General features: G+C 60.5%; 12 protein-coding genes. 3 read left to right on the top strand and 9 right to left on the bottom strand.

The genetic code is table 11. The features are described 5' to 3' along the window. Window positions 1–176: 176 nt before the first annotated feature. Window positions 177–371 (bottom strand): hypothetical protein, encoded by a 195-nt coding sequence (locus AC56LY_RS19800; RefSeq protein ID WP_499582494.1) that lies wholly within the window; start codon window positions 369–371, stop codon window positions 177–179. Window positions 372–1,030: 659 nt separating this feature from the next. On the opposite strand from AC56LY_RS19800, the gene AC56LY_RS19795 reads away from it, so the two are divergent. Next, window positions 1,031–1,798, top strand: a complete 768-nt coding sequence (locus AC56LY_RS19795) for a 5'-methylthioadenosine/adenosylhomocysteine nucleosidase (protein ID WP_499582492.1) — start codon at window positions 1,031–1,033, stop codon at window positions 1,796–1,798. Here AC56LY_RS19795 and ald read toward each other — a convergent pair. Both ald and putA read right to left on the bottom strand, forming a co-directional pair. After that, window positions 1,795–2,910, bottom strand: a complete 1,116-nt coding sequence (gene ald, locus AC56LY_RS19790; RefSeq protein ID WP_499582490.1) for an alanine dehydrogenase — start codon at window positions 2,908–2,910, stop codon at window positions 1,795–1,797. The two genes, AC56LY_RS19795 and ald, sit on opposite strands and share 4 nt — an antisense overlap. Before the next feature lie 109 nt (window positions 2,911–3,019). After that, the gene (putA, locus tag AC56LY_RS19785; RefSeq protein ID WP_499582488.1) at window positions 3,020–6,691 is read right to left on the bottom strand and encodes a trifunctional transcriptional regulator/proline dehydrogenase/L-glutamate gamma-semialdehyde dehydrogenase; all 3,672 of its coding nucleotides are present in this window, start codon (window positions 6,689–6,691) and stop codon (window positions 3,020–3,022) included. 213 nt (window positions 6,692–6,904) lie between these two features. Here putA and AC56LY_RS19780 point away from each other — a divergent pair, with 213 nt between their 5' ends. Further along, a complete protein-coding gene (locus AC56LY_RS19780) occupies window positions 6,905–7,360 on the top strand; it encodes an Lrp/AsnC ligand binding domain-containing protein (protein ID WP_183554882.1) in 456 nt (151 codons plus the stop codon). 1 nt (window position 7,361) lies between these two features. On the opposite strand, the gene AC56LY_RS19775 is transcribed toward AC56LY_RS19780, so the two are convergent. Together AC56LY_RS19775 and AC56LY_RS19770 are read right to left on the bottom strand one after the other, a co-directional pair. Further along, a complete protein-coding gene (locus tag AC56LY_RS19775) occupies window positions 7,362–9,371 on the bottom strand; it encodes a hypothetical protein (RefSeq protein ID WP_499582486.1) in 2,010 nt (669 codons plus the stop codon). 220 nt (window positions 9,372–9,591) lie between these two features. Then, complete coding sequence (locus AC56LY_RS19770) at window positions 9,592–10,545, bottom strand: LysR family transcriptional regulator (protein WP_183554886.1); 954 nt, start codon at window positions 10,543–10,545, stop codon at window positions 9,592–9,594. Window positions 10,546–10,683: 138 nt separating this feature from the next. Between AC56LY_RS19770 and AC56LY_RS19765 the strand changes: the two genes are divergently transcribed. Beyond that, window positions 10,684–10,881 carry a hypothetical protein gene (locus AC56LY_RS19765; RefSeq protein WP_499582484.1) on the top strand — a complete coding sequence of 66 codons (198 nt, stop codon included), beginning with the start codon at window positions 10,684–10,686 and terminating at the stop codon, window positions 10,879–10,881. Between the two features lie 613 nt (window positions 10,882–11,494). On the opposite strand, the gene AC56LY_RS19760 is transcribed toward AC56LY_RS19765, so the two are convergent. From AC56LY_RS19760 to AC56LY_RS19745, 4 genes are all read right to left on the bottom strand, one after another. Continuing rightward, window positions 11,495–11,755: a YfhL family 4Fe-4S dicluster ferredoxin gene (locus tag AC56LY_RS19760; RefSeq protein ID WP_183554890.1), complete on the bottom strand. Its 261-nt coding sequence runs from the start codon at window positions 11,753–11,755 to the stop codon at window positions 11,495–11,497. Window positions 11,756–11,771: 16 nt separating this feature from the next. Continuing rightward, window positions 11,772–12,272 carry a pantetheine-phosphate adenylyltransferase gene (gene coaD / locus AC56LY_RS19755; RefSeq protein ID WP_183554893.1) on the bottom strand — a complete coding sequence of 167 codons (501 nt, stop codon included), beginning with the start codon at window positions 12,270–12,272 and terminating at the stop codon, window positions 11,772–11,774. A gap of 123 nt (window positions 12,273–12,395) precedes the next feature. Continuing rightward, window positions 12,396–13,052, bottom strand: coding sequence for a 16S rRNA (guanine(966)-N(2))-methyltransferase RsmD (gene rsmD / locus AC56LY_RS19750; protein ID WP_499582482.1), 657 nt, complete (start codon window positions 13,050–13,052; stop codon window positions 12,396–12,398). A 66-nt stretch (window positions 13,053–13,118) separates the two neighbouring features. Then, complete coding sequence (locus AC56LY_RS19745; RefSeq protein ID WP_499582480.1) at window positions 13,119–14,012, bottom strand: DUF6279 family lipoprotein; 894 nt, start codon at window positions 14,010–14,012, stop codon at window positions 13,119–13,121. Window positions 14,013–14,021: the final 9 nt, after the last annotated feature.

The following is a 14,021-nucleotide window of genomic DNA, read 5'->3' as shown; positions in this document are numbered from 1 at the left end:
TGTGCAGAACTACGCTTTTGTACACAAGCGAAAATCTTGTCCAGATTTGCCACCAGGAAGCCGGGTAACTAGTGCACTGCCTTATGCGCACTGTAAGTGGATGATTTTGTTCTCGTTAACCCGGTTGTCCACAGAAAAGGGTCACCCTTACTTATTACTATCAATGTTGTATACAGTTATTGGTTGTAAACCTGAGATGCCTGTTTCAAAAAAAAAATTCCGTCCGTGGCAAATCGACAGCGTCCTGTATTCGCAACCTCGATGCAGGTCTGTGGAGAACCCGCTGCATATCCACAGGGCAGAATGTGCACAAACCCGTTTTGCAAGACCGCCGGGATTTCTATCCACCTTTGCTGCACGACGATCAGCATGGTTCTCCAGCCAGTTGACGACCATGTAAACCGTTGATGTTGTGGAGAAATCCGCGCTTATCCACAGAATGAGCCGCGTTTACTATTACTACTATTTTGTATACAAGCTTTTAAGTAAACAAACTGCATAACTTGCGCGCTCCAGATCGCTGACCAGCAACCCCTCTGCAGATCGTTCTGAAAAGCGCTTTCAAAAAAAAAAGCGATCGCAGGATCGACACAGTCCCGACATCGACTGACAGCCACCCTGTTCGTGTCACCAAAAACCAGCGCCAACCCACGCCAAGCCGCCCCAACAAACAATCGCCTGTGGACAAGCAGCTGCATATCCACAGCATCAGATGTGCAGAACCCTGCCTTTTTCACGCAAGCCAATTTTTGTCCCCGATCCATGCCTGGTTCACGCAAGCTTTGTCCCACGAAAAAATACCGGCTTAAAGCGCTGATTCTGTTGAGTAAACCAACCTTATCCACAGAAATGTCCGCGTTTACTTACTACTATTAAATTTGTATACAGATCTCTTAATTAAATAAGCAAACAACGTTGCAGGCAAAAAAAGCGTTTTGCAGAACGAATGTTCAGGTCTCGATATTTGTCTCCAGTGCCTGGCAATGCTGTGTACAATCCGGCGCTTATGCACAACGGCCCAGCAAAAAAAATGCGTTTAGGCATCATCAGCGCGTTGCACGAAGAACAGGCAGGGCTCGTGGGAGCCTTGCAAGGGCCCTCCACGCTCATCCACGGCAAGCGTGAGTACTTTCTCGGACAGTTGTGGGGAATCGACGCCGTGTGCGTCCTGTCGCGAATTGGGAAGGTTGCTGCTGCCATGACGGCGACGACGCTTGTGGAGAAGTTCGGAGTTACCCACATCCTGTTCACGGGCGTGGCTGGCGCAGGCGACACGACAATCCGTGTTGGCGACATCGTGGTGGCCGAATCGCTTGTCCAGCACGATATGGACGCCACTCCCCTGTTTCCCCGCTTCGAGGTGCCATTGACAGGACAAACGCATTTTCAGCCGGATGCCCAGCTGTCGCTGCGGGTGTCCAGTGCAGCGCATGCATTTCTCGAAGACGACCTGGCGCATGCGATCGCCCAGGCCGACCGCGCCACATTCGGCTTGACGCAGCCACGCGTGCATCGGGGTCTGGTGGCCAGCGGCGACCAGTTCGTGCATGACGCCACGCGGATCGATGCGATGAACAGCGCGCTGCCTGGCCTGGTGGCCGTGGAAATGGAAGGCGCCGCAGTGGCGCAGGTGTGTCACGAATTGAACGTGCCGTTTGCCGTCATCCGCGCGATTTCGGATAACGCCAACGAACACGCGGCGCACGACTTCATGGGTTTCGTCAAAGCCGTGGCCGCGCAGTACGCGTTTCACATTACACGGCGCCTGTGCCGGGATCTGGCCCAGGTGCCGCTCTAGGCCAGCAGCGACTCGACCGGGACGTAGTCGTAACCCAGCGCGCGTGCCACGGCCTCGAACGTGACCTTGCCCTGGCAGACATTCAGGCCCTGGCGCAGGTGAACATCGTCCGCCAGCGCGCGCCGCCAGCCCTTGCCGGCCAGCGCGAGCACGTGACCGATCGTGGCGTTGTTCAGTGCAAAAGTAGACGTGCGCGCCACTGCGCCAGGCATGTTCGCGACGCAGTAATGCACCACGCCATCGACGACAAAGGTTGGATCGGCGTGGGTGGTGGCGTGCGAGGTCTCAAAGCAGCCGCCCTGGTCGATCGCCACATCGACGATAACCGCGCCCTTCTTCATGCGTGACACCATCCTGCGCGTGACGAGTTTCGGCGCTGCGGCGCCCGGCACCAGCACGCCGCCGATAACCAGGTCGGCCGACAGCACGGCTTCTTCGAGCGCCTGCGCATTGGAATGCAGCGTGGCGATCCGGTTGCCATAGACCAGATCGAGCTGGCGCAGGCGATCGACGTTCTTGTCGAGCACGGTCACCCGCGCGCCCGTGCCCACGGCCATCTGCAGTGCATTGGCGCCCACCACGCCGGCGCCGATGATGACAACGTGGCCTGCGGCCACGCCCGGTACACCGCCCAGCAGCAAGCCCATGCCACCCCTGGATTTTTCCAGGTGCGCGGCGCCCGCCTGGATCGCCATGCGCCCTGCTACCTCGCTCATCGGCGCGAGCAGCGGCAAGCCGCCGCCAGGGCCGGTCACCGTCTCATAGGCGATGCAGGCGGCCCCTGAGCGCACCAGTGCGGCTGTTTGTTCGGGATCGGGCGCCAGGTGCAGGTAAGTAAAGAGGATCTGGTCGTCGCGCAGCATCGCGCATTCGGCCGCTTGCGGCTCCTTGACCTTGACGACCATGGCGGAGCGCGCAAACACCTCTTGCGCGCTGGCCACGATGCTGGCGCCGGCCGCCACGTACTGCGCGTCGGGCAAGCCGATCTCGCTGCCGGCACCTTGCTGGACGATTACCTGGTGGCCTTGCACCACCAGTTCATGCACCGACGCCGGCGTGAGGCCGACGCGGTACTCGTTGTTCTTGATTTCGGTTGGAACGCCTACAAGCATGGTGAGTCTCCTTGTTGTTGGTATGGTTCCTGCGACTGCTGTTACTGCTCCTGACATTAGTACGGGTTAAAAAGCACATCGGCGACCGAAGTCGCCGATGTGGTGTGAATTACAGGCCCAGGGTCATCAGGCTGGCGTTACCGCCGGCCGCCGTCGTATTGACGCAGACTGCGCGTTCGGCGACCAGGCGCCACAGGTCGACCGCTGCCAGTGGTTCAGTATCGACCACACCTATGATGGCCCCGCTGCGCGCCGCCAGTTGCGTGCGCAGCGAGCCGGCCAGGCCCGATTCGACCAGGGCGATCGCGAATTCACCCGCATCGATTTCGTCCTTGCCGATGAAGCGCACGCGCTCCTTGACCGCCTGCGGCAGGTTGGCCGGAATCGCCTCTGGTGACGTGGTCAGCACCAGGGCGCGGTTACCGGTGGCCAGCGCAGCTGCCACTTGATTGAGCAGACCTGCCGGCGTGCCTGCTGCGCACAGGACGACCCCGCGCGGCGTGAACGACAGGCGATTGCGCTCGCCGGTCGGCCCCGGCAAGTCGATCGACACGCCATTCAATGACGTGCGCGCATAGCCTTCGGCCAGCGCTACGACGGGTTGCTGCTCGCTCATGCGCAGCCAGGCGATCAGCGCTTCCAGTGCGACGTCAGACTGACGGACGTGATCCATCAACGGTGCCGCTCCGCGCTGCAGGCGCTTGATGTACAACGGACCGCCGGCTTTGGGACCGGTGCCGGACTTGCCCTCGCCACCGAACGGCTGCACGCCGACGACGGCGCCGACGATATTGCGGTTGACGTAGATATTGCCGACATGCGCATGGTTGACGATGTAGTCGATCGTTTCATCGATGCGCGAGTGCACGCCCAGCGTCAGGCCGAAACCTGTTGCATTGATCGATGCGATCACCTTCGGCAGATCGGCGCGGCGGTAGCGCACGATGTGCAGGACCGGGCCGAACACCTCTTGCTTGAGTTCCGACAGCGATGCGATCTCGAGCACCGTCGGCGGCACGAAGGTGCCGCAGCTGGTGATGGCGGTCGGAAGCTCGAGTGCGAAGTGGCTGCGCGCCGTGGCCTTGGTGCGTTCGATGTGCGCCAGCAGGTTGCGCTGCGCTTCTGCATCGATGACCGGGCCGATATCGGTCGCCAGGCGATCCGGGCTGCCCACGCGCAGTTCCTGCATCGCGCCCTTGAGCATCTTGATGGTCTTGTCGGCGATGTCTTCCTGCAGGAACAGCACGCGCAGCGCCGAGCAGCGCTGGCCGGCCGAATCGAAGGCCGAACTCAACACGTCGCCTACCACCTGCTCCGGCAGCGCCGACGAGTCGACGATCAGCGCATTCTGGCCACCTGTTTCGGCCACCAGCGGAATGTCGATGCCTTCCTGCTCCGCGCGTTTGGCCAGCGTGCGGTTGATCAGTTGCGCGACTTCGGTCGATCCGGTGAAGATCACACCCTTGATGCGGCTGTCGGCCGTCAGCGCGGCGCCGACGACTTCGCCGCGGCCCGGCAGCAGTTGCAGCGCGGCGCGCGGCGTGCCTGCCTCGAGGAACAGCTCTACCGCGCGGTGGGCGATCAGCGGTGTTTGCTCAGCCGGCTTGGCCAGCACGACGTTGCCGGCGGCCAGTGCGGCCGCGACTTGCCCCGTGAAGATCGCCAGCGGAAAGTTCCATGGGCTGATGCAGCTGACCGGCCCCAGTGCCTGGACGCCCGACTGCATGTTTGACTGAATATCCTTTACAGCGCGGATCTGCACCGCGTAATAGCGCAGGAAGTCGACCGCTTCGCGCAGTTCGGCAATCGCATTCGGCAGCGATTTGCCGGCTTCGCGCACGGCCAGGGCCATCAGCTCGACGCCATGCTGCTCGAACAGGTCGGCGGTGCGTTCCAGGATCGCGGCGCGCTCGCTCGTGCTGGTGGCGGCCCATTCGCCGGCAAAGGCGCTGGCTGCTGCCAGTGCGGCGTCGACATCGGCGCGCGAGGCTTCCTGCACCTGACCGACGATATCGGCCGACTGGGCCGGGTTGACCACATTGGCGACTGGTCCGGCTTCGACCGTCGCGGCAGTGATTGGCGCAGCGATGTGGCGGCGCTGTTGCGACAGGCCATCCGCCAGCTGGCCCAGGATGTCTTCGTTGACCAGGTCCATGCCGGCGGAGTTCTTGCGCTCAGTACCGAACATGTTCACCGGCAATGCGATCGCCGGATGCGGCTTGCCGCCGCTGGCGCGGGCGGCCTCGAACGGATCGGTGATCAGGGTGTTGATGGCAACGCTCTCGTCGACGATCTGGTTCACGAACGACGAGTTGGCGCCGTTTTCCAGCAGACGGCGCACAAGGTAGGCCAGCAACGTTTCGTGGGAACCGACCGGCGCGTAAATACGGCACGGTTTGTCGAGATTCTTGCTGCCCACGACCTGGTCGTACAGCGTCTCGCCCATGCCGTGCAGGCACTGGAATTCGTAGTTGCTGATGTTGCCCAGGCGCGCCCACGTATAGATGACCGACAGCGTGTGCGCGTTGTGGGTGGCGAACTGCGGGTACAGGATGTCGGCCGCGCCGAGCAGCTTGCGCGCGCAGATCAGGTAAGACACGTCGGTGTGGACCTTGCGCGTATAGACCGGATAGCCGGGCATGCCGTCGACCTGGGCGCGCTTGATCTCGGCATCCCAATAGGCACCCTTGACCAGTCGCACCATGAACTTGCGGCCACTGCGTTTGGCCAGGTCGATCACATAATCGATCACGTACGGGCAGCGCTTCTGGTAAGCCTGCACCACCAGGCCGATGCCTTCGAAGCCGGCCAGCTCGGGATCGAACGCCAGCACCTCGAGCATGTCGAGCGAGATCTCGAGGCGGTCGGCTTCTTCGGCGTCGATATTGATGCCGATGTCGTAGCGCTTGGCCAGCAGCACGAGGCTGCGCACGCGCGGCAGCAGTTCGCCCATCACGCGCGCCGACTGTACGCGGCTGTAGCGCGGGTGCAGTGCCGAGAGCTTGATCGAGATCCCCGGCCCGTCCTTGATGCCGCGGCCATTCGAGGCCTTGCCGATCGCATGGATGGCCTGCTCGTACGACGCGTAATAGTGTTGTGCATCGAGTTCGGTCAGCGCCGCTTCACCCAGCATGTCGTACGAGTAGCGGTAGCCGCGCGTTTCGTTCTCGCGGCTGTTTTTCAACGCTTCGTCAATGGTCTGGCCGGTGACGAACTGGTTGCCCAGCATGCGCATCGCCATGTCGACGCCCTTGCGGATCAACGGTTCGCCGCCCTTGGCGATCATGCGCGTGAGCGCCGAGCCCAGGCCTTGCTCGCTGTTGGTCGAGACCAGCTTGCCGGTGATGAGCAGGCCCCAGGTAGCCGCATTGACGAACAGCGATGGCGATTCGCCCAGATGCTTGCGCCAGTCGCCCTTGCTGATCTTGTCGGCGATAAGGCGGTCGGCCGTTTCGCTGTCCGGAATGCGCAGCAGGGCTTCAGCCAGGCACATCAGTGCCACGCCTTCTTCGGATGACAGCGAGAATTCGTGCATCAGGGCGTCCACGCCCGATGAGCGGGTGCGTTTTTCACGCACGGCGGCAACCAGCCGGTGTGCCAGGGCCTGGGCGTCATGGCTGGCACCGGAACCCTGGGCCAGCAGCCACTGCACTGCCTCGGTTTCATCGCGGCGGTAGGCGGCCGTGATGGCGGCGCGCAGGGGAGTCTGGTCGCGCTTGATTTCAGCGTGAAGGGCGTCGAACGGCACGAAGGTGGAGGCCGGGGAAGCAGCAATCTGCATGGCTATCTAGTCAAAAGAAAAATACACAACGAGGGCCACCGTACAGCAAAAGCGCCGTGCTGTTGGCAACAGCCGGCGCAGATTGGAACTTGGTGGAAATGATTCGATTGTAGAAGGATTTCTTCTGGATTTATTCTGGATTTAACCGATACTGGCAATAGATAGTTTTTGATGCGACAATCTGACCAAATAAAATTTACAAGGAGATGTAGCATGCTGGACAAGATTAGCAAAAAGATTCTGGCCGAATTGCAGAACGACGGCCGCATCAGCAACGTCGAACTGGCGGCGCGCGTCAACTTGTCGCCGGCTGCCTGTCTCGAACGTGTGCGCAAGCTGCACGAATCGGGTTACATCATGGGCTACACTGCCCAGCTCAACCCGCAGTTGCTGGACGTGTCGCTGCTGGTGTTCATCGAAGTCGTGCTCGACCGCACCACGCCTGAAGTGTTCGACGCCTTCAAGCAGAGCGTACAGATGATTCCCGAAGTGCTCGAATGCCATATGGTGGCCGGCGGCTTCGATTACCTGGTCAAGGCGCGCGTAAAAGACATGGCAGCCTACCGCGAATTTTTGGGCAAGACGCTGCTGCAGAAAGGTGTGCGCGAAACGCACACCTATGCGGTGATGGAAGAAGTGAAAAATTCCACCAAGCTGCCGATTCGCTGAATCACGGTTGCCCGGCCTGGCGCACCTGGCCGGTCAGGCGTAGCGCGCCGCGGTACAGTAAGTTGGCCGGCGGCACCTGCGTGTCCTGACTGGTCGCCTGAGTCAGATCTTGCGGCGTATCGGCGCCGCGGCCGGCTTCGAACGTTGCTGTATGCAGCGCGCCCACCGCATCCGCTTTCTCGATGCGCACCGCCATCCTGCTGGCGCTGGCCGACGCGGCGCCCTCACCCGCCACGGCATCGATCACGAAGCGGTAGCCCGGGCGACTGTCCAGTTGCCCGGTGCCTTCCAGCCGGACCCGGTCGCCATCGAGCGCGATCCGATCAAGGGTTGTACCTTTGAACGACGTGCTGCCCAGCAGACGAAATACGAACGGCGTACTACCCCCTGTCTTGAGCGTGAGTGGCGCTGCCAGCCGGAACAATGTTCTGGTGGCAGGCGAATTGACACCGCTGCCGGGCGCCACGCCCGATTGCAGCATGCCTTCGCCCACCATTTGCACGCCGTCGGTGAAGCCGACCCGGACCAACGCAGACATCGTCGTACGCCGGCGCGCCGAATCGGTGACGATCACGGTCGCGCGGTAATCCCCGGCAACACCGTACGTGTGTTCAGCCTGCACGGTACCCGCACCATTGCGCTCGCGTACGACCGCCGGCAGCGGCCCGCCGCCATCGCCCCAGTCAATGGTGGCGGTGTGGGTATCGCTGGCATTACAGTCGCGAAATGACAGCGTGAGCCTGGCAAGTTCGTTCTCGCGCGGCGGCGGGATTTGTATCGGACCCAGCACCGGCGCATCGGTGCTGCCGCCATTGCGGCGCAGGAACACGAGGCCGGCGTTCGACTGGGCCAGGATGTCGCCGTTGGCCGCAATACCAAGCCCTTCGGTCACCACCAATCCTGTTGGCGCGTTGTGCAGATGCAGATTGAGATCGGTTGCCACGCCCGGGCGCGACCAGCGATACGCACGGCCTTCGTCGAGCATGCTGGAGCGGACCAGGCCGACGCTCACGCCATCATCGTTCAGTGCGTTGGCCTCGGACGTGAACATCCCTGCCGGGTGCAGGCTGAGAAAGCCGCGCGCACGCGAATAACGGAAGGCGCGAAACTCGTTTGTGGTCGGGCCCCGCACGGCGCCGATGACCTCACCCGCTTCATTGAGTGTCGTAGGGTAGGCGGCATTGATGCTGACTGCGGGCTTTCCAGGGCTCGACAGGAAGAAGCCCCGGGTTGCAGCGTCGACGATGCGCCAACCGAGAATGTCGCCCTGATTATTGATGCGGATACCGAACGCACTGCGTGCCCCGAACGTTCCCAGATTCGTGGGACGGCCGTCAGCGTTCCAGACCAGCGTGGTCGTGCCGCCATTGACAGCGCTGCCCGAGCCGACGACGGCATCGAGATCGTTGATGCCGTAGGCAGCGCCTGGAACGAAGCCGGTGACGCCGGGCAGTGATGACAGGCGATTTGCCGACGTCCAGCGCACTGCACGCACGCTGCTGTTGTCGCTGGACGTGGCAGACAGGCCTGCGATCTGGCCATGTTCATTGATCGCATCCAGGGAGGCATATTCGCGTGCATTGAGCGACGGTAGCACGACCCGGCCCCTTGCGGCCGACCAGCGCAATGGCTGGTAGCGCAGGCCGCCAGGACTTTGCGCGTCAAGGAAGCGTGCATTGAAAATCACCTCGCCTTGTTCGTTCAGGCCGCCGACAAACGTACGCTCATTGCCTGGAGGACTGATATCGACAATGCGATCGCCATTGAAGAACGCCACCTGCGTGCGATCGTCCGGCCCCAGGTACTCGAATGCCGCCTGACCACGTGCATTGACAAAACCGATGTAGCTCGTTGGTGGCGCGAGATTGACGATGCCGTAGATGTCGCCACCACTGCGCCCGGTCTCAGTGGCGTCGGCCTCCGTAGCCGCATCGGCACTGCCGGATAGCGCAAGCATGAGCAGCACAGCGATCGCAAACACCCCGTAGTGGCCCGTCGATAAATGGCGCATTGTCATCTCCCTATCTCCATGGATGCGCGTATGCGGTATGCACCGCGCATGACCATTCTGGAACGTGAAGAATCGTTCAGGATGAGCTAGCGCAAACCCGGTGACGGATCTCGCACAAAATGAATTTGGGAATTGCATGGTAGGCAGAGCCACCAAGCAAGGAGGTCGGCGTGCAGGTAAAACGGGATGGTGCGGTTGCGCCATCCCCGGTGACAACGTATCAGACGACCTTGCGCACGCCACCCTTGGACGCGCTTTCGGCCATGCCTTCGAGGTTCTTGCGCAGCCAGCGGTGCGCCGGACTGCGACCATCGCGTTCGTGCCACAACATGTCCAGGTGGACCGCCGGCAGCTGGAGCGGCAACTCTTTCCAGATCAAAACATCGGCCATGCCGGTCGAGACCAGCAAGTGCTTGGGCAATACGGTGATCAGGTCCGAATTGGCCACCACCCGACCCGCCGTGAAGAACTGGTTCACCGTCAGCAGGATGCGCCGTTCGCGGCCCATCTGGCCCAGCGCTTCGTCCACCAGGCCGTGGGCGCGGCCCGAGAAGCTCACCAGCAGGTGGTTCGCCTTGCAATAGGTGTCGAGATCGAGCTTTTCCTTGGCCAACGGGTGATCCTTGCGCATTACGCACACGTACACGCCCGAATACAGCCGTTCGTGGCGGATCGGCGAGCCGGTTTCGTAGGACAGCTGGGCCGCCACACCAGGAAAGAAGCCCACTGCCAGGTCGATATCGCCGCGCAGCAGCATCGGTCGCGGCTCGCGCGTGGTCAGCGGCACCATGCGGATGTTCACGCCCGGCGCCTCGCCTTCGATCGAGCGCATCAGTGACGGCAGCCACAGGGCGGCGGTCGCGTCGGCCATTGCCATGCGGAATGTGGCCTGTGCTTTGGAGACGTCGAACGTTTCCGGCATCACGGCGGCTTCGAGCGCCGCCAGCGCCTGGCGCACGGCGGGCCACAACGCTTCGGCGCGCGGCGTCGGCTTGACGCCGTAGGCGGTGCGGATCAGGAGTTCGTCACCGAGGCTTTCGCGCAATCGCTTGATGGCATTCGAGACAGCAGGCTGGGTCATGGCCAGGTGGCCGGCGGCGCGTGTCAGGTTCTGTTCGGTCATGACGGCGTCGAATACGCGCAGCAAATTCAGGTCTAGCGTCAGAAAGCTCATGGGATTCGGGAAAAAACTGTCGTGAATACAAGTGTACCTCAACTCATTCACAAACAGTATAAGGGCCATCAGCGATGGGAATTGGATTTATATGTTGCAATGCACTAGAGTTATCCACAATTACAGAACGAGTACATCATGTCTTCCACCGCCACCCTAGTTCAAGCCGCCAGCGCGGTGCCTTACAGCCTGTTGTTCAGCATGACCGTGTATCTCGCCCTGTTCGGCGGGATTGCCCTGTTCTTTCGTCCCCTGCTGGTCGGCATCGGCCGCGCGCTGTACCTGACGGTGCGCCCACGTCGCAGCAAGTCGGCACCGCCGTCGACATCAGCTTGATGATGCTCTATCGCTGATCTGCTTTTCCCTTCGCTGAAACGCGGCACCGGACACGGTAGCCGCGTTTTTTTTCGTCTGTTGCTTCGTATTCCAGCAACCCATGCCCAACTCTCATGGTTTTGACAGTGACTTGATGTCATCTGGATTTTCTCAGCGAAGCGATTTAACGAAGTTCACATAGAATTACATTTTATGGAATTATGATTTTATACGTAACAGATTTTAGCCGGTAGAAAAGCAAAAATAACCAGATGAAGTTGTGTTTTAGACGATTTTAAGAAATATTGAAATAAAGAATTTTTGGAAGTAATTTAGATACAGATAGGATAAGTTAGACTAATATAACGTTATTATACTAACTTTTAATGTACTTTAAAATAAGTTCACATTTATTATAATTTATAGATTAACCATAAGTAATAAAAAAGGCGTCGCAAAATTTGGTACTGAAAGTGCTATATAAAATTAACCATGTAGTACAGCAGAGGATAAACGGGATGCCAAGCGATTGAGGGACGCGAACGACCACCGCCGGCGGATCAAGCCAGCTGGCGGTGAAGCGATGAGGTGAGGGAGAAGCAAGCCGACAGGGAGGCGTCGGCCAGAAAGGCGATCAGGCGGCGGCTTTGTCGGCCGTCAGACGTTCGTACTTGATGAGGAGTTCTTCACGCGATTCGCGCCAGGCCGGGTCGAGCGGGATGCAAGCGACCGGGCACAGGAGTTGGCACTGCGGTTCTTCAAAGTGACCCACACACTCGGTGCACTTGTTCGGATTGATCTGGTAATACTCGTCGCCCATCGAAATGGCATCGTTGGGGCATTCGGGTTCGCAGACGTCGCAGTTGATGCAGTCGTCGGTAATCAGAAGGGCCATGGTACTTCCAGGTAAATCAGGCGACCGGTGCTGGGGGCAGGCTGGCGATCTTGTTTTGCAGCCAGCGGTCGACCGATGGGAAAACGAATTTGGACACATCGCCGCCCAGCATCGCGATCTCGCGCACGATGGTGCCCGAAATAAACTGGTACTGGTCGGACGGGGTCAGGAACAGGGTTTCGACATCCGGCAGCAGGTAGCGGTTCATGCCCGCCATCTGGAACTCGTATTCGAAATCGGATACCGCGCGCAGGCCGCGCACGATCACGCGGGCATCGTGCTTGCGCACGAAGTCCTTGAGCAGGCCCGAGAAACTCTCGACCTGCACGTTTGGATAATGGCCCAGCACTTCATTGGCGATTTCGAGGCGCTCTTCAAGTGTGAAGAAGGGACGCTTGTTCCGGCTATCGGCAACGCCGACCACCAGACGGTCGAACAGGCCGGATGCGCGGCGTACCAAATCCTCGTGGCCGCGGGTGAGCGGATCGAAAGTACCTGGATAAACAGCTACAACCATTGCGGCTCCTGTGAAAAATACACCGTGATAGAACGCGCATTATGCCTTAAATACCCGGCATTCGCCCCAGCTTGGGGCGCGGTTTGCCCAATGGCTGTGCAGTTTCCACAGCCTTGCAACAACTCATGCCTGCTTTTCTTGCAGCTTGAGCAGATGATAGTAGACCATGCCGGCCTTGTCTGCACGTACGGCCTCCCAGCCTGCCAGCCAGTCGGGCACGTCTTCACCGTCGGCCAGCAGCGGCGCCTCGGCTTCCGCATACACCATCCCGCCCTCGTTCAGCAGCGCCGCGCACAACGGCAAGGTCTTGGCCAGCAAGTCTTGCTGGTACGGCGGATCGAGAAAGATCACGTCGAAGCGCTGGCCACGGCTGGCCAGGTCACGTACGAGCGTCAGGGCGTCGGCGCGCAGGATGGTGACGTTGGTCGCCTTGAGCTTGTCGCGGTTTGCTTCCAGCTGGCGTACTGCCGGGCTGTGGTTGTCGACCATCAGCACCGATGCCGCGCCGCGGCTGGCCGCTTCAAAGCCGAGCGCCCCGGAACCGGCGTACAGGTCGAGCACGGTAGCAGCATCCCAGTCATTGCCGAGCTGGTGATTGATCCAGTTGAAGACGGTCTCGCGGACGCGGTCCGGCGTGGGCCGCAGGCCAAGGGCGTCGACGACCGGGAGAAGGGTTCGTTTGAAGGCGCCGCCGATGATGCGGACCTGGTGCTGCGCCATGCGCGGCGCGCCGTGCGGCTTGAGGCCGGCAGGCTTGGAGTTGATGGACTTTCTGTGCATGGGCGGCACTATAGCATGGGGTTTACATGCGATTGCGTGCCGCCCTTCAGGTGCTTTTTTGCGTGCTTATTTACCTGCAGCCAGCGCGTCGAGATCACCGATCCAGCCCTGGATGCGCTCCTGCGCATGGGCTTTCTGCTGGGGCGTCGCGATCCGGATCGCCGTCAGGATGAACTTGGTAGTGTGATCGATGCTGGCATCATAGAAACCCTTGCGCTCCGGCGAGTCCATGCGGCTGGACATCTCCCGCATCAAGCCCGATACGCGCGCCGCAGCTTGCTCGCGGTTGAGTTTCTTTTGCTGGATCTCGGTCAGTACGGCCAGCACGCGGCGCTGGCGATACTGGCGCTCTTCCAGCCACAGGTTGTTGTCCAGCGGACGCAGGTCGGACGCGCGGCGCAGGGTTGCCTCCTGTTCGCTGCTGAAGTTTCCGAACCACAGTTCCATTTGCTCCATCGATTTCTTGAAACGGGCGCGCTGGCGCTTGTCGGCACTGCCATCGATGAACTTGCGGCGGTATTCGTCGTTCTTGTCCTTGAACTTGCGCTCCATGTGGGTGATCTGCTCGGGTGTGATCGACATGGCCAGCGTCGTCAGCTCCGGCACGGCGCGCTGGCCCAGGCGATCGGCGCGTACCCGGATCTCGCGGTAGGCGCCGAGCAGGTCGGCCTGGGTCGGGTTGCCAGCCAGCTGGCGCTTGAACGTGCCCAATAATGCAGCATAGTCACGCAGTTCGGTTTTGCGATGCCACTGGAACACAGCTTTGATATCGCGCTTGGCCACATCCGCTTGTTGACCTTCGAAGTCGACATACGAGTTCATCCACCAGTACAGTAAAGTGTCGCCCTGGTTGTACGAGAAGCGAATGGAGCTGCAACCGGCGGCCATGACCGTCATGGCAAGCAGCAGGAGTGCGAAAGCACGTCGGAACGCGCCATCGCGCATGCTAAAATTTTTCATATATTCAAC

This window comes from Telluria sp. ZT3P25, from assembly GCF_059685895.1.
The sequence above is the reverse complement of the archived record's forward strand: the minus strand, read 5'-3'. Positions and strand labels throughout refer to the sequence as shown.

Excerpts from the sequence above, each read along its gene's own strand:
- AC56LY_RS19800 (WP_499582494.1), bottom strand. The coding sequence starts at position 371 with ATGCTGATCGTCGTGCAGCAAAGGTGGATAGAAATCCCGGCGGTCTTG.
- AC56LY_RS19775 (WP_499582486.1), bottom strand. The coding sequence starts at position 9,371 with ATGCGCCATTTATCGACGGGCCACTACGGGGTGTTTGCGATCGCTGTG.
- AC56LY_RS19745 (WP_499582480.1), bottom strand. The coding sequence starts at position 14,012 with ATGAAAAATTTTAGCATGCGCGATGGCGCGTTCCGACGTGCTTTCGCA.
- ald (WP_499582490.1), bottom strand. The coding sequence starts at position 2,910 with ATGCTTGTAGGCGTTCCAACCGAAATCAAGAACAACGAGTACCGCGTC.
- AC56LY_RS19765 (WP_499582484.1), top strand. The coding sequence starts at position 10,684 with ATGTCTTCCACCGCCACCCTAGTTCAAGCCGCCAGCGCGGTGCCTTAC.
- AC56LY_RS19770 (WP_183554886.1), bottom strand. The coding sequence starts at position 10,545 with ATGAGCTTTCTGACGCTAGACCTGAATTTGCTGCGCGTATTCGACGCC.
- AC56LY_RS19780 (WP_183554882.1), top strand. The coding sequence starts at position 6,905 with ATGCTGGACAAGATTAGCAAAAAGATTCTGGCCGAATTGCAGAACGAC.
- AC56LY_RS19795 (WP_499582492.1), top strand. The coding sequence starts at position 1,031 with ATGCGTTTAGGCATCATCAGCGCGTTGCACGAAGAACAGGCAGGGCTC.
- rsmD (WP_499582482.1), bottom strand. The coding sequence starts at position 13,052 with ATGCACAGAAAGTCCATCAACTCCAAGCCTGCCGGCCTCAAGCCGCAC.
- AC56LY_RS19760 (WP_183554890.1), bottom strand. The coding sequence starts at position 11,755 with ATGGCCCTTCTGATTACCGACGACTGCATCAACTGCGACGTCTGCGAA.
- coaD (WP_183554893.1), bottom strand. The coding sequence starts at position 12,272 with ATGGTTGTAGCTGTTTATCCAGGTACTTTCGATCCGCTCACCCGCGGC.
- putA (WP_499582488.1), bottom strand. The coding sequence starts at position 6,691 with ATGCAGATTGCTGCTTCCCCGGCCTCCACCTTCGTGCCGTTCGACGCC.